This is a genomic window from Huijunlia imazamoxiresistens, from assembly GCF_037132455.1.
Classification (GTDB): Bacteria; Bacteroidota; Bacteroidia; order Chitinophagales; family Chitinophagaceae; genus Flavisolibacter; species Flavisolibacter imazamoxiresistens.
This window is the reverse complement of the sequence record NZ_JBBBEI010000004.1, coordinates 371,691-392,638: the sequence shown is the minus strand read 5'-3', so window position 1 is coordinate 392,638 and position 20,948 is coordinate 371,691. Positions and strand designations below refer to the sequence as shown.

The following is a 20,948-nucleotide window of genomic DNA, read 5'->3' as shown; positions in this document are numbered from 1 at the left end:
GATTGATTGGTATGCCAGGGAAGGGATCCTGCCCGGCCCGCAAGTTGCAAAGCTAAACCTATCGCTGCAAACCGGTGCCGGTGGGTGTACCAGTGGCGAAAAGCGAATAGTGAGTGGGAAGTGGCGAGCTTTTGCGAAACAATAGGGCCGGAAAGTCCTTCCGGGAAAAATAAAGATTTATTTTTACCTTTTAAATGCCGCTGAATGCAAATACAACCGGGAGCCCTGTTACAAACCATTAACACCCCTGAAGACCTGAAAAAAGTTCCGAAAGACAACCTGCACCAGGTGTGCGAGGAACTGCGTCAATATATTATTGACGTCGTGAGCGTGCATGGCGGGCACTTTGCCGCCAGCCTGGGGGTAGTGGAACTGACCGTAGCCCTGCACTACATCTACAACACGCCCTACGACCAGCTGGTGTGGGACGTGGGGCACCAGGCCTACGGCCACAAGATCCTCACCGGCCGCCGCGACAACTTCTACACCAACCGTAAATACAAAGGCCTGAGCGGCTTCCCCAAGCGCAGCGAAAGCGCGTACGACACCTTCGGCGTCGGCCACTCCTCCACCTCCATTTCCGCCGCCCTGGGAATGGCCATGGCCGCCAAGTACAAGGGCGAGGACGACCGCAAGGTGGTGGGCGTCATCGGCGACGGCTCCATGACCGCCGGGATGGCCTTCGAAGCCCTCAACCATGCCGGCGTGGCCGACAGCGACGTACTGATCATCCTCAACGACAACGGCATTGGCATCGACCCCAACGTGGGCGCCCTGAAAGAATACCTCACCGACATCACTACCTCCCATACCTATAATAAGGTGCGGGACGACGTCTGGAAGCTGCTGGGCAAGCTGCCCATCGGCAAGCAGTTCACCCGCGATATGGCCAGCAAGTTCGAAGCCAGCCTCAAGGGCCTGTTCTCGAAAAGCAGCAACCTGTTCGAAGCCCTCAACATGCGCTACTTCGGTCCCATCGACGGCCACAACATTACCAAGCTGGTCGACACCCTCCATGACCTGCGCACCATCCCCGGCCCCAAGCTGCTGCACGTCATTACCGTCAAAGGCAAAGGCTATGCCCTGGCCGAAAAGGACCAGACCAAGTGGCATGCTCCCGGCCTGTTCGACAAGATCACCGGCGAGATCTACAAAAAGACATTCGACCTGCCCCAGCCGCCCAAGTACCAGGACGTTTTCGGCCATACCCTCATTGAGCTGGCCGAGAAGAACGACAAGATCATGGGCATCACCCCTGCCATGCCCAGCGGCTCGTCGCTGAAGTTCATGATGGAAAAAATGCCCGACCGCGCCTTCGACGTAGGCATCTGCGAGCAGCATGCCGTCACCGTCAGCGCCGGCATGGCCACCCAGGGCCTGAGGGTGTTCTGCAACATCTACTCCTCCTTTATGCAGCGGGCCTTCGACCAGGTGGTGCACGACGTGGCCATCCAGAAGCTGCCCGTCGTGTTCTGCCTCGACCGGGCGGGCCTGGTGGGCGAAGACGGACCCACCCACCACGGTGCCTACGACATCGCCTACTTCCGCGGCATTCCCAACCTGGTCATCTCCGCCCCGATGAACGAGGTGGAGCTGCGCCACCTGATGTACACCGCCCAGCTCGAAAGCACCGGCCTGCCTTTCATCATCCGCTACCCGCGGGGCGAAGGCATGATCGCCGACTGGCGCAAGCCCTTCGAAAAGATCACCATCGGCAAGGGACGCAAGCTGAAGGACGGCCAGGAGATCGCTATTTTGTCGCTGGGCCACCCCGGCAACTTCGCCGCCGCCGCCATCCGCGAGCTGAAAACATCGGGACTGAACCCGGCACATTACGACATGCGCTTTGCCAAGCCCCTCGACGAGGAGCTGCTGCACGAAGCCCTGGGGCAGTACGGAAAAATCATCACCATCGAAGACGGCACCATTACCGGCGGCTTCGGCAGCGCGGTGGCCGAGTTCATGGCGAAGTACGGCTACAAGAACGACCTTAAAATTTTGGGCATCCCCGACCGCATCGTGGAGCACGGCACCCTGAAGGAGCTGCACCGCGAATGCGGCTACGACGCCGCCGGCATTGCCGACGCGGTACGGGCGATGATGAAGGACCAGGTAAGCGCCCGCATCGCCGGCTGATAGTTTGAGTGAAACGATAATAAAGGCCTGTTCAATAAGTTTGGTTCCCCGGCTTATGGAACAGGCCTTTTTCCTGCGCCCTCCAGCCTCCAATAATTCTATGGCAATCAGCCCATTACCTTAAAAAAAGCTTAAAGGAAACCCGTGCGCAAACGTTGCCGGCAACGATTGCGTAAAAATACCTAGGGCGCCCTGATGATTCTGGAAAGAGGAAAAATATCTTTGAACTCATCAGGACAGAGCAGGACAGTTTCCCACTGACCGAAAACAGAAAACACCAAAACTACCTGCACTTTCCCATCAAACCTTTACACCGGGGCGTGCCCCCCGGACAGCGTCCAGTATAGCCGCACTTATCTCAACTTGATATGGTCATTCCGGTAAGGAACCGGGACCCTTATTTTTTCACTTAAACCCCCGTTTTTTGATGATGCCTTACACATGATCCTGCCCTTCGTATGCCCATTTGAGTAACCCCTTTTAATGATTAAAAACGTTTGCTTGCTATGAAGAGAAATTTCTTCACATGCCTTCTTTTTGCCCTGATGGGAGGTAGCAGCGCCTTCGCAGCCAACATTTACGTGGCTCCCGACGGCAATGATGCCAACACAGGCACGCTTTCCAGTCCTTACAAAAGCCTGCAACAAGCCATCCAGCAGGCAGCTCCCGGCGACTACATCTACCTGCGCGGCGGCACTTATTACGAGCTTACCGGCATCACCGTGGCCCGCGGCAACGACGGCACCGCAGCCGCCCCCAAACACATCTACGCCTATGCCGGCGAAACCCCTGTCCTGAACTTTTCGGCCCAGGCCGAACTTTCCACCAACCGCGGACTGACGCTGAACGGCCACTACTGGCACGTGAAGGGCATCACCGTGGAGCAGGCCGGCGACAACGGCATCTTTATCGGCGGCAACCACAATACCGTGGAAAAATGCGTCACCCGCCGCAACCGCGACACCGGCCTGCAGCTGGGCCGCTATTCCTCCGCGGCGCCCTTTGCCGAGTGGCCGGCCGACAACCTGATCCTCGACTGCGAATCGTACGACAACCGCGATGCCACCAACGAAAATGCCGACGGCTTTGCCTGCAAGCTCACCACGGGCCCCGGCAACGTCTTCCGCGGTTGCATCGCCCACCACAATATCGACGACGGCTGGGACCTCTACACCAAGCCCGAGACCGGCCCCATCGGCGCCGTGACCCTGGAGAACTGCATCGCCCACAGCAACGGTACCCTCACCACCGGCGGCTCCTCGGGCAGCGGTGACAAGAACGGCTTCAAGCTGGGTGGCGAAGACATTGCCGTCAACCACATCGTGCGCCGCTGCATGGCCTTCAACAATGGCAAGCACGGGTTTACCTTCAACAGCAACCCCGGCTCCATCGAGGTCACGAACTGCACCGGCTACAAGAATGCCCAGCGCAACTTCAGTTTCGACGTGGGCACCCACGTGTACCGCAACAACCTCTCCTACCTGTCGGCCTCGAACGACAAGGTGATCGGTACGCTGATCGCCCCCAACGTTTTTTCCAATACCACCAACTGGGGCTATACGGTCAATGCCGCCTCGTTCCAGAGCCTGACGATGGGTCCCAACGACAACCCCACAGGTAACGGCTTCCTGAACCTGGTGGCCGGCAGCCCCATGATCAATGTGGGTACGCTCGCTACCGGCATTGCCTACAGCGGCTCCGCTCCCGACCTGGGCGCCATAGAATACGGCGGCGCTACCACGCCCCCGGCCACCACCTACACCTTAACGGTAAATACCACCCCCACGGGTGGCGGCAATGTTTCCCGCAACCCCGACAAAAGCTCTTATAGCGAAGGCGAGGTAGTGACCCTGACCGCCACGCCGGCCGCCGGCTATACCTTCGGCAGCTGGGGCGGCGCGGCCTCCGGCACGTCGGCCACCACCACCGTGACGCTGAACGCCAACACCACCGTTTCGGCCGCCTTTACGGCCACCGGCGGATCGGGCGGCACCGGCGGCGGCACCACCCCTCCCACCGGATCTACCCTGCGCATCGACAACACCGCCACCACGGCTACCGGCCTGTGCAGCTACGACGGCACCTTCCGCACCGTAGGTTCGGTCAACGTCGTGAACCTTTCCAATACCGCCGGCAAAGGCATGAACTGGAAAGTGGAAGTACCCGCAGCAGGCACCTATTCCCTGCAATGGCGCTATGCCGGCGGCGGCTCCTCCGCCCAGGAAACCGCCAAGCTGCTGGTAAATGGCACCGTGGTGAACGCGGCCGTAGCCTTCCCCAAACCGGCCAGCAGCACGGCGTTCCTCACCACCACGCCCCTGAACGTTACTTTGGGCAACGGTGTGAACGAGATCCGCATCGAAGTGCTTACGTCGGCCGCTATGGGCGACATCGAATGGATCGAAGTGACCGGCAGCAGCCCTGTGGCCGCCAACTGCTCCGCAGCCATCGGCTCCGGCGGCGGCGGTGTTTCCACCCCGGCAACTTATACCGTTTCCACTACTGCCAACCCGGTTGCAGGCGGCTCCATCAGCCTGTCCCCTGCCGGCGGCACCTATAACGACGGCACTGCCGTGACCGCCACCGCCTCCCCCGCCGCCGGCTATGAATTTACCGGCTGGAGCGGCGACGCCAGCGGCACCGCAGCCACTGCCAATCTCACCGTCAACGGCAACAAAACCCTGACGGCCAATTTCTCCCTGATTGCAGCGGCACCGGTCACCTACCAGCTGACCACGGCCGCCACCCCCGGCGGCAGCGTGAGCGCCGGCGGCACGTTTAACGAAAATACCTCCACCACCGTTACGGCCACTGCCGCAGCAGGCTATGTCTTCAGTGGTTGGAGCGGCGACGCTACCGGTACCACCAACCCGCTGACCGTAGCGATGACCGCCAACAAATCGATCACCGCCCAGTTCTCCGCCGTCGCTGTTTCGGGCACCACCATCCGCCTGGAAGAAGCAGTGACCCCCACCGCCGGCTATTGCAGCGTGGACGGCAAGCGCGAAAACACCAACGGCGGCGCCGACAACGGCTATTACCTCAATGCCGACAACGCCGTGGCCAAAGGCATCAACTGGAACGTGCAGGCGCCTGCCGCCGGTACCTACCAGCTGACCTGGAGGTTCGCCAGCCTGTCGGGCGACCGTGCCGGCAAACTGCTGGTGAACGGCACCGCCGTAGTCCCCAGCCTGAGCTTCCCCGCCACCGGCGCCTGGACCTCCTGGACCGTGGCCCCGGCCGTAAGCGTGAACCTGGCAGCCGGCACCAACACCATCCGCCTGGAAGCCACTACCGCCGACGGCCTGGCCAACATCGACTGGATGGAAGTGACCGGTGACAACCCCCTGGCCGCCTCCTGCGGCAGCGTGGCCCCCATCTCTTACGAGCTGACCACTACCATCAACGGCCAGGGCACCGTAAGCCCCGCCAACGGCACCTTCAGCCAGGGCGAGACCGTTACCCTGACCGCCACACCGGCTGCCGGCTGGCAGTTCGCCGGCTGGAGCGGTTTGCCCAATACCACCGCCAACCCGGTGACCGTGACCATGGACGGCAACAAAGCCGTTACTGCCATCTTCTGGGACGGCGTACAACCCGTGGTGGACAACAGCATGATCGGCTTTGCCGCCACCAGCGGCGAGGGCTATACCACCACTACCGGTGGCGCCGTAGCCGGTCAGCCCTGCAACACCCTCGTCATCAGCACCCTGGCGCAACTGGAAGCCTGGGGCCTGAGCCGCGAAAAGAACACCACCCCCCAGGTAGTGTACATCAGCGGCAAGATCTCCGCCCCCTCCTCTACCGTCGTGACCATTAAGAACGGTGCGAACGTGTCGGTACTGGGACTGGGCAGCACGGCCGAACTGCAGAACGTGGGCCTGAACTTCCGCGACTACAAGAACGTGATCGTGCGCAACCTGAAGATCCACGAAGTGTTCTATCCCAACGACGGCCTCACCATCGACGAGTGCCAGCACGTATGGGTGGACCACTGCGAGTTCCACAGCATCATCGGCCCCGGCATCGGCGTGGATACCTACGACGGCCTGATGGACATCAAGAACGGCTCGCGCTACGTGACCGTTTCCTGGAGCTATTTCCACCACCACATGAAAACCGTGCTGATCGGCCATACCGACAACGCCGGAGCCGCAGCCACCGACAGCCAGATCCGTGTAACCTTCCACCACAACTTCTTCGAGCATACCGACGGAAGGAACCCGAGCCTGCGCTGGGGTGCGGTGCACATGTTTAACAACTACCTGAAGGACATCGATGATTACGGTCTGGCCGCCCGCCAGGGAGCCCATGCCCTGATCGAGAACAACGTGTACGAAAACGTGAAGCTGCCCCTGGCCACCGACAAGTTCGACGGCGTAGGCTACATCTGCGACCGCGGCAGCATCTTCACCGGCACCTCGGGCGCCAATTCCATTACCCAGACCGGCTGCGACTTCTGGACCCCGGCCACCCTGCCGTACACCTATACGGTAGATCCCGTAGCTTCTGTGATGAGCCTGATCCCCGCCAACGTGGGTGTGGGCAAGGTCGATGTTTCCTGTGGTGCTACCCCGCCCCCGGCCGTCACCTACACGCTCAGCACCTCGGTTACCGGCCAGGGCACCGTAGCCCCTGCCAATGGCACCTTCAACAGCGGCGAGACCGCCACACTGACTGCTACGCCGGCCGCCGGCTACCAGTTCAGCGGCTGGAGCGGCGACGCTACCGGTTCGGCTAACCCCCTGACCGTGACCATGAACGCCAACAAAGTCCTCACCGCCACCTTTACGGCTACCGGCGGCGGCACGGACACGACGTCCAACCCGGGCACCGGCGGCGGCACGCCCACCACCGGCCCCACCCTGCGCATCGACAACACCGCCACCACGGCTACCGGCCTGTGCAGCTACGACGGCACCTTCCGCACCGTGGGTTCGGTCAATGTCGTGAACCTTTCCAATACCGCCGGCAAAGGCATGAACTGGAAAGTGGAGGTACCCGCAGCAGGCACCTACTCCCTGCAATGGCGCTATGCCGGCGGCGGCTCCTCCGCCCAGGAAACCGCCAAGCTGCTGGTGAACGGCACCGTGGTGAACGCGGCCGTTGCCTTCCCCAAACCGGCCAGCAGCACGGCGTTCCTCACCACCACGCCCCTGAACGTTACTTTGGGCAACGGTGTGAACGAGATTCGCATCGAAGTGCTTACGTCGGCCGCTATGGGCGACATCGAGTGGATCGAAATCACCGGCAACAGCCCCGCGGCTGCCAACTGCTCCGGCGCCATCGGCTCCGGCGGCAGCTCCACCGCCCCCATCACCTACAAGGTCACCACCAGCGTGTCGGGTGAAGGCTCCGTAAGCCAGGGCAAGGAAAACTACAGCGCGGACGAGTCGGCCCAACTGACCGCCACCCCGGCTGCCGGCTGGCGCTTCACAGGCTGGACAGGCGACGCCTCGGGCCACGCCAACCCCCTGACGCTGACCGTGAACGCCGCGAAGAGCATCACCGCGGTGTTCGAGCGCAAACAGGACCAAACCATCACCCTCGGCCAGCAGGTACGCAAGTTCATCGGCGATGCGGACTTTGCACTGGGTGCTGCAGCCACTTCCGGCCTGCCGGTAAGCTACAGCAGCTCCAATAACGCAGTGGCCACCGTGGATGCCTCCGGAACAGTACACCTGACCGGCCCGGGCGCTACGATCCTCACCGTTAGCCAGGGTGGTAATGATACCTACAATGCCGCCGAAGCCACGCAAGTCCTGAGCGTACTGCCCCTGAATTTGCAGGTGCAGCACCTGGACGGCGATGGCGGTCAAACGGCCAACAACAACCTGCGTCCCTACCTGAAGGTGGTGAACAATGACACCGTTGGGGTGCTCCTGAGCGAGCTCACCGCCCGCTACTGGTTTACTCCCGAAAACGGTACGTCGGTGATCACCAATATCGACTGGGCCAAGATGGGCGCCGCCAAGGTAAAGGCCCGCTACGTGGCCCTGGCGACACCCCTGACCGGCGCCACCGGTTATGTGGAGTACAGCTTTGATGCGACTGCCGGCCTGCTGAAGGCGGGCACCAATTCCGGTGAGATTTTCTCCAAGGTGTACCTCAGCACCTGGAAAGCGCTCAACGAGCTGAACGACTATTCCTATGCCGCCAACAGTGCCTACATCGCCAACAACAGAATCACCCTGTACCGCAACGGACAGCTGATCTGGGGTGTAGAGCCTTCGGAAGGCGTGCCCACCACGGCCCGCATGGGCGTGGAAGAGCCGCTGGCCCAGCTGTCGGTAACGGCAGTGCCCAACCCCTCGGCAGGCAGCTTTACGCTGGTGCTTGCCGGCGGCGAAACAGCGCTCACCCTTCGGGTATTTGATTTGGCCGGCCGTATGGTGGAGACCCAAACCGGCGTAGCGCCGAACACGACGCTGCGGCTGGGGGCGAACTACCGCCCGGGCGTATACCTGACGGAAGTGATCCAGGGCGACAAACGCCGGATCCTCAAACTGGTAAAACAGTAACGCCACAGCAGCAACCCTGCTCTTTAACGAAAAGGCGGCACCCCGGTGCCGCCTTTTTCTTTTATAAGGGCCTTTACGCGCTTCGCCCTATTTTTACGCTTTAACCAACTTATGCAGTATACAGCCAATTCGCAACGATACCAGTTCATGGAATACCGCCGCTGCGGGCGCAGCGGCCTGCGCCTGCCGGCACTGTCGCTGGGCCTGTGGCACAACTTCGGGCACGTGGACCCGCTCGAGAACTGCCGGGCCATCCTGCGCCGGGCCTTCGACAGCGGCCTCACGCATTTCGACCTGGCCAACAACTACGGCCAGCCCGCCGGCTCGGCCGAGGAGAATTTCGGAAAGATCCTGAAGGACGACTTCCGCTCCTACCGCGACGAGATGATCGTGTCCACCAAAGCCGGCTACACCATGTGGCCCGGCCCCTACGGCGACTGGGGTTCCAAAAAATACCTGGTCGCCAGCCTGGACCAGAGCCTGAAGCGCATGGGCCTGGAGTACGTGGACATCTTCTACCACCACCGTCCCGACCCGCAAACGCCGCTGGAAGAAACCATGGCGGCCCTGGATGGGATCGTGCGCCAGGGCAAGGCCCTGTACGTGGGCCTGTCGAACTACCGTCCCACCGAGGCGGCCGAAGCCTTCCGCATCCTCAAAAAGCTGGGCACCCCCTGCCTCATCCACCAGCCCAAGTACTCGATGCTGGTGCGCTGGGTGGAGGAAGAAGGCCTGCTGGACCTGCTGGAGCAGGAAGGCGTGGGCTGCATCCCCTTCTCGCCCCTGGCCCAGGGCCTGCTCACCAACAAATACCTGCAGGGCATTCCGCAGGACAGCCGGGCCGCCCGGGGCCTGGTGAACGGGGCCATGCAACGGCAGCATGTAACCGAAGAAACGCTGTCGAAGGTGTACCAGCTGAACCAGCTGGCGGAAGAGCGGGGGCAGAGCCTGGCGCAGATGGCCCTGGCCTGGATCCTGAAGGACCGCCGGGTGAGCTCGGTGCTGATCGGCGTGAGCAAGCCCGAACAGATCACCGATTCCATCCAATGCCTCCAGAACCTCAAATTCGAAACCGAGGAGCTGAACCGCATTGAATCCATACTCAGCCCGGTTAATCCCGGATCATAAAATGCTCTTTTTCCTTAAATGAAAAGGCCCCGTCAACGAAACGGGGCCTTTTCATTTAATTATCATCATCCCTTGACTACCGCTGCACTACGTGGTCGGCCAGCTCCAGTTTGAGGCTTTTGATGTTGGCCAGGACGATCTGGGCCATGCGGCGGGCACCCAGCTCGTTGAAGTGGGTATTGTCTTCGATGCCCTTGGGATAGTTGGGATGCTCGCCGGGCTGCAGCTGGTTGAACAGCAGGCGGGAGCCTTCCACGCCCATTTGCTGCAACAGGGCCTGGCTCTGGCGGTCCAGGTCGATCAGCGGCACGTTGTGCTGGCGGGCAACGCCCCGTACCAGCTCGGCATACACGTCGTGGGTGCCTTCCACCTTGCCGGTGGAGTCGAACTTGCGGCGGGCCGCCGGGGTAATGAGCACGGGAGTGGCTTTCTTGCTGCGGGCTTCAGTGACAAAGCGCAGCAGGTTGGCCTTGTAATCGGCTTCGGTGGTAAAACTCCTTTTCGTGGGCACTTCGTCGTTATGCCCGAACTGGATGAAGACGTAATCGCCTTCCTGCAGGCTGTCGGCTACCGGCTTCCAGCGGCCTTCCTCGATAAAGGTGCGGGTGCTGCGGCCGTTCTGCGCCCGGTTGTCGACCACCACGGTGGAGTCGAAGAAATACACGAAGGGCATGCCCCAGCCGGTTTCGGGATAATAACGCACCTGCTTGATGGACATGGTGGAATCGCCGATCAGGTAGACTTTCTTTTTCTTCGGCGGTACGGCAAACGACAGCAGGAAGAGTGCTCCCATGGCTGCGGCAATCTTGAGAATACGTTTAGACATAAAAAAAATTCCGGTTAAGTTGCGATGAGGGACTCCTGGGCAAACAGGAGGCCGGCAAAGATAAGCCTCGTCCCCTTTGCCCCACGCTAGGCCGGCAACGAAAGGCTGGCCACGCCGGGCTGCGGGAACACCACTTCCAGGCGGCAGCCCTTGCCCGCCGAAGAGGAAATGACGGCCTTGCCCCGGAAGAGGGCCGCCCGGTTGCGGATATTGGCCAGTCCCAGTCCCTTCGGGCTGGCCGGCGGATCGAAGCCCACCCCGTCATCCTCGATCACGAGGCGCAGCCGGCGGGCATCACCCACCAGCGACAACTGTACGCGGCTGGCACGGGCGTATTTCAGCGTATTGTTCAACTGCTCCTGCACCATGCGGTACAGGTTTATCTTCAACTCCTTATCGAGGGCGGACTCGCAGAACGAATAAAATTCTTCCACCCTGAACCGGTTCAGTGCCCGGTACTGCCCCACCAGTTCGGTCAGCGCCGCCTTCAGCGACAGCTCCTGCAGCGAAGGCCCCACCCACCGGCGCGACAGCGCCTGGATCTCCCGGATGGCGGTCTGCACCAGGTCCACGGACTTGCGGGCAAAAAGATCCCGCTGGTCGGGAAACAGGAAGGTGTTTTCCATGCACAGCTTTGCGGTGGTCAGCAGCTGGTTGATGTTGTCGTGCAGCTCCTTGCCGATCTCGCCCCGCTCCTTTTCCTGGGTGGAAATAATGGCTTTGGAGATCTCCTTCTGGGCGGTCACCTTTTCCTCCACCAGCATTTTTTGAAGGGCCATCTTTTCGGTCGCATCGCCGGCCGCCCGGGCCACACAGTACATCAGGCCCGTTTGTGCTTCCCACTGGGCCGACCAGGTCGCCGGCACCAGGCTGCCGCTCTTATGCAAAAAATCCAGGGAAATTTTCAGTTGTGGAGAACCGTTTCGCAGGCGCTGCTCCAGGGAAAGGGCTTTCGGGTGCTGCGGCTCCGGCAGCAGGCGGAAATAAGAAGTGCCCACCAGCTCGCGGGGTTCGTATCCCCACAGCTCCCTGGCGGCCGCACTGACAGTCACAAAAATGCCTTCTTCATTTACCGAGCACAATACATCCGGCGAAAGATCTAAGAGTTTCTCGTACGTTGGCTGGTTGTTTTCACGGATCATGGGAAAAGCTTATTGTTTTAACAAAAAAGCGTTTAAAGGTACATAAATTGAACATAGTCAGCGCCGATCCTAAAAAGGCGGCCGGGAACCCATTGTCCCCGGCCGCCTTTTCAGGATGAATATCTTGCTTATTGCCCATTGCCCTTTGCCTATTTTTCCAGCGGGTTCCAGTCGCCGAAAATGTTCTTCACGGTGTATTGGGCCGCTTCCGCATCGGAGAGCTGGCGGGCCCAGGGTACGCGTTTGGCGGAGGCGCCGGGACCCGAATTTTTGTACTCGGCATAAAAGGCGGTCTTTTCGTTCTCGGCCTTGCCCCAGTTGCTCCAGCCTTCGTTACCGATCTGCGGCCCGAGGTTACAGCGCAGGAAAACGGTTTTGGCGAAGGGCCGCCAGGGCCGTCCCAGCAGGAAGGAACCCGCGGGCGCATCGCCGGTGACGGTGCAGTCGAGAAACACGTAGCCGAACTTTTTGCCTTCGGGGGTGGAGGCCGCCGTTACATAGCCGCTTTTTTTGCAATAAAGGGTGCAGCTGTCGAATACGGCGGTGGAAGCGCCGAAGATATAATCCACGGTTCCCTCGATATAGCAATGGTTGTAGTACTGGCGGCTTTCGCGGCCGTAGGTATACAGCGTATCCTGGAAGCCCAGGAAGCGGCAGTTCTTAAAGCGCACCCGGTCGCCGGCCACGAACACCGCTACGGCCTGTCCCACGGGACCGGCGGTATTCTGGAAGGTGATGTTCTCGGCCGAGAAGCCGTGGCCGTAAATATAAAAGCCCGAGGAGCCGGAGGTGCCCTTTTCCTCACCGAAGGCGTTTTTCTTCTGGGCCCAGTCGTCGTAGGTCAGCACGGTCTTTTCCAGGCTTTCGCCGATAAAGGTCACCAGCTGCTTGCTTTCGGCCAGCACCAGCTTTTCCTTGTACACGCCGTTTTTGATAAAGATGACGGTTTCTTTTTTACGGAAGTCGGGCACGGCATTGATGGCTTCCTGTACGGTTTTGAAGTTGCCGCTGCCGTCCTGCGCCACCACGAAGTCGTAGGTGCCGGCAGCAAAGCTGCCCAGGGAGATCAGCAGGGAAAGGAGAAAGAAAAAGAAAAAAGGTCTTTTGTTCATAATGCTATTATTGATAAAGAGAAAAATAGTCGCTAACAAGAGTATTCAAATATGGCGTTTGCCCCCCACCGGAAAGCCACTTTTTTTATGCAATCGTTCCCGGTACGGAGTAAGTTCACGAGTTTACAAGTTCACGGGTTCACAGGTTCGGCGGGAAGTATGAAAAAGTCCCGCCGGAAGAGCGGGACTTGAGGAAAGTTCTTTTTTACGTTGTCAATAACCGGGGTTTTGCACCAGTTGTCCCCGGTAGGCATCCATGGTTTGCTGGTCGAAGGGAAACAGCTCGCTTTTGCCGGAAACGAAAAAATAAGCGATCGCGTCGATGTAATGCACCCGGGTGGAACCGACGGAGATCGTATTGTCGGCCCGCACCAGGTCGTACCGCCAGGCCGTGCGGGTCCAGCCCGACTTGGCCAGGGTATCGGAAGGTCCCGACACCAGGTCGGGCTTGTAGTACGAGTTCAACCGCTCGATCTCTTCGCCGTTCTTTTTCCAATGGATGTAAAAAGGCACGTTGGCATAAGGGCCCTGCCCGTCGCGCAGCTGGCGGAGCTTGACCCGGATCTCGCCGGTCTGGGGCGCAATTTTCTGGGCCAGCAGGTTCCAGCGGATCAGGTCGTATTTGCGCACCCCCTCGCCGCCGAACTCCAGGTAGCGCTCGTTAACGATGGCGTTGAAGAAGCCCGCCTTGTCGGTGGGGGTGGTGCCGATCCGGGTTTCATTGCCCCGGTAGGCACGTTTGCGCACCTCTTCGAAGGCAGCAATGGCGGCTGCCGTGGGCCCGTTGTTGAGCTCATTTTCGGCCTCGGCAAACATCAGCAGCACGTCGGACATGCGGATCAGCACCCAGTTGAAGCTCAGGTTGAGGGCCGAACCCGGCAGGGCCGGCACCCGCCAGTCGCGGCGGTACTTGCCGTCGGTTATGGAGGTCAGGGCCACGTGGCTTTTGGTATTATCGGAATTAATCGAATACACGGGCACCGATACGGGCCACCGGGTATCGATGGAATCGAAGGCATAGAAATAAATGGGCAGCATCTGGATGCCGCCACCGCCGCCCCCGTAGCGCGAAGACCCATTGACGCGGGTGCCGCTGTACTGGCCCATGCGGCTGTCGGAGTTGCTGCTCTGGCCGCCGGCGCCCACCTGGAAGAGGATCTCGCCCCAGGTGTCGTTGCCCGGCGAAGCACCCACGTTGGCAATGTTGCGCCAGATGTTCTCGTAGTTGGGATTCAGGGTATGCTGGTCACGCCGGTCCATGATCTCCTTGCATTCGTCGCGGGCGATCTGGTAGTATTTCTGGTAATCGGCGGGACGCTCCATGCGGCCCGGCACCCGGCCGGTGCCCCGGAGCGAATAACCGCCGCGAAACAGGGCCAGCTTGGCGCGCAGGGCCTTCACGGCGCCCTTGGTGATGCGTTCGTTGCGGGCCACTTCGGTGCGCCAGGGCACCAGGTCCTTCGCCACCGCCAGGTCGGCGATCAGGCGGTCGTAGGTGGAGTCGCGGTTGCTGCGGGGGGTAAACAGGTCGGTGTTCGCATACGAGGGTGAAAAGGAAGCCGGCACGTCCCCCCAGTTGCGGATCAGCTCGTACATGAACTGGGCCCGCAGGGTCAGCGCCTCGCCATGGAGGCGGCGCAGTTCGGCCTTTTCCGTCTCGGTGCCCGTCGTATACAGGGCCATTTTCGGGATCTGCTCAATGGCCAGGTTGGCCTTTTCCAGCCCGCGGTACAACTGGCGGAAGGGGTTGGCCACCTCGGTATTGCTCAACTGCAACTGGTAACGGCCGATGCCGCGGCGCCCGTTGTCGATATCGCCGCTGACCATCCCCTCATCGGAATCGTAGGGATAGTACAGGTTGATGCGGATGCCGTAGCCGTTATCGCCCTGCAGCTCGTCATACACCCCGATCACCGTGCTGAAGGCGCTGGCCACGCTGCCGAAGGTTTCATTAAAGCCGATCTCCGATACGGGCGTCACCTCCATGTATTTTTTACAGCCGGCAAACCAGAGCATCAGGGCGGCCGTGATTGCGGGCATTATTCTCATGAACGATCTTTTGTTCATACCTGTGTTTTATGCATTTAGAAAGAAAGGTTGATTCCGCCCACATAGGTGCGGGTGCGGGGATAACCCGCGAAATCCACGCCCGGCGTCAGCGGGTCGGAACGGCGGGTATTGACCTCGGGATCATAGCCCGAATAATTGGTGATGGTGGCCAGGTTGTTGGCGGTGACAAACACCCGCAGCGAAGCCGCCCGTATGCGTTTGAGCAGGTTACCCGGGAGGGTGTACCCCAGGGTAACGTTGTTCACCCGCAGGAAGGAGCCGTCTTCCACCGCCCAGGAGTTCAGGAAATAGCGGTTGCTGTTCACCGGCGACCAGATCTTTACGTTCTCGTTCAGGCGGGCCAGGGCGGCCGGGTCGGTCACCACCTGTCCCTGGTCGTTGATGTAGCGCCAGCGGTCGCGCATCACGCCCAGCACATTGGTGCCGGGGAAGGACGCATCGGTCCACTCGATCTTGTTGGCATTGTAAATATCGTTGCCGTACACGAAGTTCACGAACACGCTGAAGTCGAAGGGCCCGTAGTTGAACTGGTTGTTCCAGCCCCCGGTAAATTTCGGGTTGGCCCTGCCGATCACGGTGCGGTCGGAATTGTTGATCAGCGTATCGTTGTTGATGTCCTTTATTTTCAGGGCGCCCGGCCGGATCACCCCCGAAATGGTACCGGAATTGGGCACGCCCGGCTTCAGGGTATAAGCGCCGGTGGTGGCATTGTAATCGAAGTCGCTGATCTGGTACCAGCCGTCGGTGACAAAGCCGTACATGAGGCCCACCGGCTCGCCCACCTTCACCAGGTAATCGTCGGCCCCGTCGGAGCCCTGCCAGCCCGCGCTGCGGGTGGTTTCCGTAATGGGTCCCAGGCTCACCACCTTGTTGCGGTTGAACGCCAGGTTGAAGTTCGACGACCAGCTGAAGGTTTTATTGGAAACCGGCGTGGCGTTGAGCTGGAATTCGAGGCCCCGGTTGAGGGTGGCGCCTACGTTCTGGATCTGCTGCGTATAGCCCGAGGTCGGCGGGATATTCACCGACAGCAGCAGGTCGTTGCCCTTGTTGCGGTAGGCGTCCACGGTCAGGCTCAGCCGGTTTTTCAGGAACGAAAGGTCCAGCCCCACGTTCTGCGACACGTTGCGTTCCCACTGCAGGTTGGCATTGGCCAGGGAGGAGGGCGCATAGCCGGAAACGACGGTGTGGTTGAGGGCATATTGCCCGGTGACGCTGTACAGCTGCAGGAACAACAGGTCGCCGATCCGGTTGTTGCCCGCCGTGCCAAAGCCTACCCGCAGCTTGGCATCCGTGATAAAGGGCAGCGGCTCCATGAATTTTTCCTGCGAGAAGCGCCAGGCCAGCGTTCCGGAAGGAAAGAGCAGCGCCCCCTTATCGAACGCAAACTTGTTGGAGCGGTCGGCCCTCAGGGTAAAGGAGCCCAGGATCCTTTTGGCAAAGGAATAATTGATGCGCCCGAACAGCGAAAAGATGCGGCTGGGCACCGACACATAGGCCGAAGGCGACAGGGGCGCCGAGGTACCCAGCGACAGCCGTGAAAACGCCTTCTCGGGTTCGATATCCACCGGGAAGTTCCGCACCTCGTTGTTCTGGGTATTGTACCGGAACTCGTAGATCTCCTGTCCGATCAAGGCGTCGAAGTCGTGTTTGTCGGCAATGCCGTTGAGGGTGTATTGGAGGGTATTGGAAATATTGACGGTCCGTTCCTCGCGGTTGCTGAGCTGCACCACGGGCAGCGACGCATTGTTGCGGGCCAGGGAGGTAACGGAGCCGGAGAAAAAGTTGGACCGGGTGTTGGTCGCATCGTAGCCGAGGTTGGAGCGGAAGGTGAGGTTCTTGAGCAGGTTGTAGCTGAAATAGCCGCTCACGTTGGTGCCCCGGGTATATCCCCTGCGGTATTCGGCCCTGGTCAGCACCACGGGGTTGGTCAGGCCGGCGGAATTACGAAAAGCCTCATCGTCGGCCGGGTCGGCGGTGGCCACCCGGGGCAGTTCGAAGGGCCGGTACTGGATGCTGTGCCGCAGGCGGCCGGTGGTACGGCTGCCGGTGCTGGAGGTGCCGGCGCCCTTGATCAGCTGGTCGATATAGCGGACCGTCATGCCCACCCGGAACTTATCCGATGCTTTATGGTCCAGTTTGAAATTGACCAGGTTGCGCCGGAAGCCCGATTCGATCATCACGCCTTTTTCGTTATTGGCGGTGAGGCTGAGGTTGAAGGTCGTGCCCCCGCTGCCGCCGTTGACCGACAGGTTGTGGAGCTGGTAGGGCGCCCTTCGTCCGAACACTTCTTCCTGCCAGTTCACCGGGTCGATGTTCTTATAAACGTTCAGGGTATCCCAGGTGCTGCCGTAAATGCGGTTGAAGGAGGTATCGCCCAGGGTGCGGGCCCGCTCCCACTGGTAGGTCACGAACTCGTAGGGGTCGAGCACATCCATTTTGCGGGCAATCTTGCGGAAGCCGTAGGTGCCGTTGTAGGTGACGGTGGTCTTGCCGGCCCGCCCGCTCTTGGTGGTGATGATCACCACGCCGTTGGCCCCGCGGGCGCCGTAAATGGCGGTGGTGGAGGCATCTTTCAGCACGTCGATGTTGGCAATATCCTGCGGCGAGATCACCGACAGGGCGTTCTCCACCTGCACCCCGTCCACGATATAAATGGGCGAGTTGTCCTGCGTGATGGAGCCGCCGCCGCGGATGCGGATCTGCACATCGGCGCCGGGCGAACCCTCCGAGGTGGTCACCTGCACGCCCGCCAGCCGGCCCGTGATGGCCTCTGCGGCATTGGACAGGGGTACGTCCTTTAATTGCTTGGCGCTGACCGAGGAGACCGAACCGGTCACATCGCGGCGGCGCACGGTGGCATAGCCCACCACCACCACGTCGCTCAGGGCGGCGGCTTCCTCTTCCAGCTTGATGTCCACGGTGCCCTGGGCGCCCACGGTCACCTCCTGGGGCTTATGGCCCACATAGCTGAATACCAGCACGGGGCTGCCCGCCGGAACCGAGATGGTGTAGCGACCCTCGGTATTGGTGGTGGTACGGGTGGTTTGTCCCTTAACGGCCACCGTTACTCCCACCAGGGGCTCCGAAGTGGCCTGCTTGAGGACGCGGCCGGTAACCTGCCGCCCCTGGGACCAGGCGGCCGCAGCGGCCAGCAGGAAAACAAAGATGAGATAGAACTTTACATTCATACACAAGGATTAAGGGTGAACAATGAAAATGAAGAAGGAAAGAAGTTGTTGCGAACGGCCCGTGAAAGAAGTTTGTCCACATAATATTGGTATTAGAGGGGCTCTCAGAAGCAATCGTTTTATAACAAGAGGGCGGGTGCCGTTCTCACAGGGGGGAATAAACGAACTCTTTAAAAGGAACAATTCTACCAGGGCCGCAAAAACATTACCAGTTCTGATAAGCCCGTCCATACACCCGCCCCTCCAAACGCCTGAAGAAGAACGGCAACCCTTAATTTTACAGGGAATTATTGCGTTGGGCCCCTAAAAGAAAAAGGCCCGCCTGCTTGCCAACAGCCCTGCCCTATTCGTATATTTCATCATCGCGGCTGCCCGCAACAAAATGGACACACTATGAGCAAACTGGAAAAGGCCTTTGAATTATTTGACGCCTACAACCTGCAGGACCCCAATAGCATCACCTGGGAAGGAAAAGATTACCCGGCCGAATACTTTTATGCCCTGCAACTGTATAAATGGATTAGGAAGCTGGCGCCCCAGGCCAGCGAAGCCCTGCTGCTGGCTTCCCGGGCCCAGCACATCGGCCGCTGGCAAAGCCCGCGGGAAAAATACCCCATGAACAAGCCCGGCTACTACCAGTGGCGGACCGACCTGGCGAAGTTCCATGCCGAAAAGGCGGGCGAGCTGATGCATGAGGCGGGCTATGGCGACGACCAGATCCGGGAGGTGCAGCACATCATCCGCAAGGAAGGCCTGCGCACCGACGCCGAGGTGCAGGCCATGGAAAACGCCCTCTGCCTGGTATTTTTGGAATTCCAGTACGAGGACTTTTTGAAAAAACACGACGAGCAGAAAATGATCCGCATCCTTCAGAAATCCTGGAACAAAATGACCCAGCCCGGAAGGGACGCGGCACTGACCCTGAAGTTTTCCACCCTGGGCAAGAAGCTGGTGGAAAAAGCGATACTGGGGTAGGCCTCACCCCCGGCCCCTCTCCATTTGGAGAGGGGTGCCCAAACCAGAGGCTTATCCTACTGGTTTGAAGAAAAGAACTCTATTCATTAGAAAAGCCTTTTCCGGTGTGGAAAAGGCTTTTCTAATGAACAAACGTCTATGTACCCACCAGCAGGATCACTTACTGGTTGGGGCACCCCTCTCCAAATGGAGAGGGGCCGGGGGTGAGGTTAGGCTATTCAGATATTCCTCCAGGCGGGTGTAGCCATTGGGAAGCAGTTCGTTGCGGTCGGCCGCATCGTTCTTATTGTATCCTTTTTGGTCCTCGCAGGTGTCGGGCAGGCCGTCGTGGTCGCTATCGTCAGGGGCCGTGCCGGGAGCATAAGCGGGCCAGCCGCCCACACCCGACGGATCGTCGATAATGCCCTTGCCGATGGAGCCCTTTCCGGAAGCGGTGCCCTTGCGGGTTTCTTCCACTACGCGGCTGTCCACCGCATCGCGGTGCGGCAGCAGGGCGCCGGCACCTGCCAGCACGGCCTTGTACGCATCGGCGGCGGTTTGCCGGGGCAGCGATGCGGTGATGGCGAAAGGCGCGGAGGAGCGGGCGGCCTTCCGGCTTTGGTCGTCGGGCAGGTGCTGCAGGTCCAGCCCGCCGGTATTGTTGCGGGTCAGGGCACGGTTGCCTTCCATGATGTTGCCCGCCAAATACCACTGGCCGATGCCTTTGGCTTTGGCGGCCGTGTAATTGGCCTGTACAAATTGCAGGGGCCTGCCGGTAGCCGGTCCGGGTTTATAGTAGTTGCCCACCATATTCACCTGCGACACGCCGCCGTTGATTTCCACTTCGCCGCCATAGGCCGCGTTGTATTTTCCCCAGTTGTAAATGACGTTATTGCGGTAGTCCACCACGGCCATGGTATCGTGTGCCCGGGCGCCGTTGAAGCGGATGGCCCGGTTGTTCTGGTGGGCTATGAGGTTGTGGTGGTAGGAAACGTATTGCCCGCCCCAGACGCCGCCGTACGAGCGGGCGCCCTTGGCATGGCCGGCCTGGTACAGGCCTTCGCTGACAATGCTCCACTGAACGGTCACATACTTGTTGTCGTACATGGCGGCGCACTCTTCGTTGGCCCAGCTGAAGGAGCAGTGGTCGATGATCACGTTGGTGCAGTTTTCCATATCGAAGCCGTAGACCCCGGTTTTGAGCTTGTAGCTGGGCCGCGAACGGAGGTAACGGATAATGACGTTCCCTTTGGGACCGCCCTTACCGCCGCCGCTCAGTACAAACGAATTCCCGGTCAGGCAGATGCCGTCGCCGGGAGCCGTCTGGCCGGCGATGGTGATGTTGGAGCGGTTCACCTTCAGCGGCGTTTTCAGTTCAATCAGCCCGCCCACCCGGAAAACGATCGTCAGGGGTTCGCCGGGATATTCCCCAAAAGCCTGGCGGAAGGAGCCCGGTCCGTCATCGTTGAGGTTGGTCACTTCCACTACCTTGCCGCCGCGGCCGCCGGTAGCCCATTTGCCAAAGCCTTCCGCCCCGGGAAAGGCCAATTGCTGCGCCCGTAAGGCAGTGCCGCAAAGCAGGCTGCCTGCCGCCCATAAGGAGGCGACCCATTTTCTGCTGTTCATGATCGCTAATGAATTTATCGTGAGGGCGCAAAGAACGTTTTTCTGCCCCGTTCTACCTTCGGTCGGCGGGCAGCCGTACTGATTTATTTATGCAAACGTTCCCGAAAGGCCGGGTGCAGGGAAACAGCCGGGCGGCGGTCAAAAGCCGGCAACAGGGAGTAACGGGAAGCAGCACCTGCAGGAGGCAATACAGTCAGGCGTCTTCCGGTCACGACCGGGCAAAGGGTGCGGACGAAACAGGTTCC

General features: G+C 60.2%; 10 protein-coding genes. 4 read left to right on the top strand and 6 right to left on the bottom strand.

Annotated features, from left to right (window positions below; translation table 11 throughout):
- The first annotated feature begins 204 nt into the window (after nucleotides 1-204).
- From dxs to mgrA, 3 genes are all read left to right on the top strand, one after another.
- Entirely contained in the window at nucleotides 205-2,136 is a 1,932-nt protein-coding gene (gene dxs, locus V9K67_RS07295) for a 1-deoxy-D-xylulose-5-phosphate synthase (RefSeq protein ID WP_336721147.1), read from the top strand.
- A gap of 506 nt (nucleotides 2,137-2,642) precedes the next feature.
- The gene (locus tag V9K67_RS07290; RefSeq protein ID WP_336721146.1) at nucleotides 2,643-8,657 is read left to right on the top strand and encodes a right-handed parallel beta-helix repeat-containing protein; all 6,015 of its coding nucleotides are present in this window, start codon (nucleotides 2,643-2,645) and stop codon (nucleotides 8,655-8,657) included.
- Nucleotides 8,658-8,768: 111 nt separating this feature from the next.
- Nucleotides 8,769-9,785: an L-glyceraldehyde 3-phosphate reductase gene (gene mgrA, locus V9K67_RS07285; RefSeq protein ID WP_336721145.1), complete on the top strand. Its 1,017-nt coding sequence runs from the start codon at nucleotides 8,769-8,771 to the stop codon at nucleotides 9,783-9,785.
- 76 nt (nucleotides 9,786-9,861) lie between these two features.
- Here mgrA and V9K67_RS07280 read toward each other — a convergent pair whose 3' ends face one another.
- The 5 genes from V9K67_RS07280 to V9K67_RS07260 form a co-directional block, all read right to left on the bottom strand.
- Nucleotides 9,862-10,611 carry a rhamnogalacturonan acetylesterase gene (locus V9K67_RS07280; protein ID WP_336721144.1) on the bottom strand — a complete coding sequence of 250 codons (750 nt, stop codon included), beginning with the start codon at nucleotides 10,609-10,611 and terminating at the stop codon, nucleotides 9,862-9,864.
- 86 nt (nucleotides 10,612-10,697) lie between these two features.
- Nucleotides 10,698-11,753, bottom strand: coding sequence for a PAS domain-containing sensor histidine kinase (locus V9K67_RS07275; RefSeq protein ID WP_336721143.1), 1,056 nt, complete (start codon nucleotides 11,751-11,753; stop codon nucleotides 10,698-10,700).
- Nucleotides 11,754-11,902: 149 nt separating this feature from the next.
- Nucleotides 11,903-12,865 (bottom strand): pectinesterase family protein, encoded by a 963-nt coding sequence (locus tag V9K67_RS07270; RefSeq protein ID WP_336721142.1) that lies wholly within the window; start codon nucleotides 12,863-12,865, stop codon nucleotides 11,903-11,905.
- Nucleotides 12,866-13,078: 213 nt separating this feature from the next.
- Nucleotides 13,079-14,914, bottom strand: a complete 1,836-nt coding sequence (locus V9K67_RS07265; RefSeq protein ID WP_336721141.1) for a RagB/SusD family nutrient uptake outer membrane protein — start codon at nucleotides 14,912-14,914, stop codon at nucleotides 13,079-13,081.
- 35 nt (nucleotides 14,915-14,949) lie between these two features.
- On the bottom strand, nucleotides 14,950-18,123 hold the full coding sequence (locus tag V9K67_RS07260; protein WP_336721140.1) for a SusC/RagA family TonB-linked outer membrane protein: 3,174 nt from the start codon (nucleotides 18,121-18,123) through the stop codon (nucleotides 14,950-14,952).
- Nucleotides 18,124-18,516: 393 nt separating this feature from the next.
- Here V9K67_RS07260 and V9K67_RS07255 point away from each other — a divergent pair, with 393 nt between their 5' ends.
- A complete protein-coding gene (locus V9K67_RS07255) occupies nucleotides 18,517-19,098 on the top strand; it encodes a DUF4202 domain-containing protein (protein ID WP_336721138.1) in 582 nt (193 codons plus the stop codon).
- 156 nt (nucleotides 19,099-19,254) lie between these two features.
- Here the strand turns inward: V9K67_RS07255 and V9K67_RS07250 are convergent, their stop codons facing one another.
- A complete protein-coding gene (locus V9K67_RS07250) occupies nucleotides 19,255-20,703 on the bottom strand; it encodes a pectate lyase family protein (RefSeq protein ID WP_336721137.1) in 1,449 nt (482 codons plus the stop codon).
- Nucleotides 20,704-20,948 lie beyond the last annotated feature (245 nt).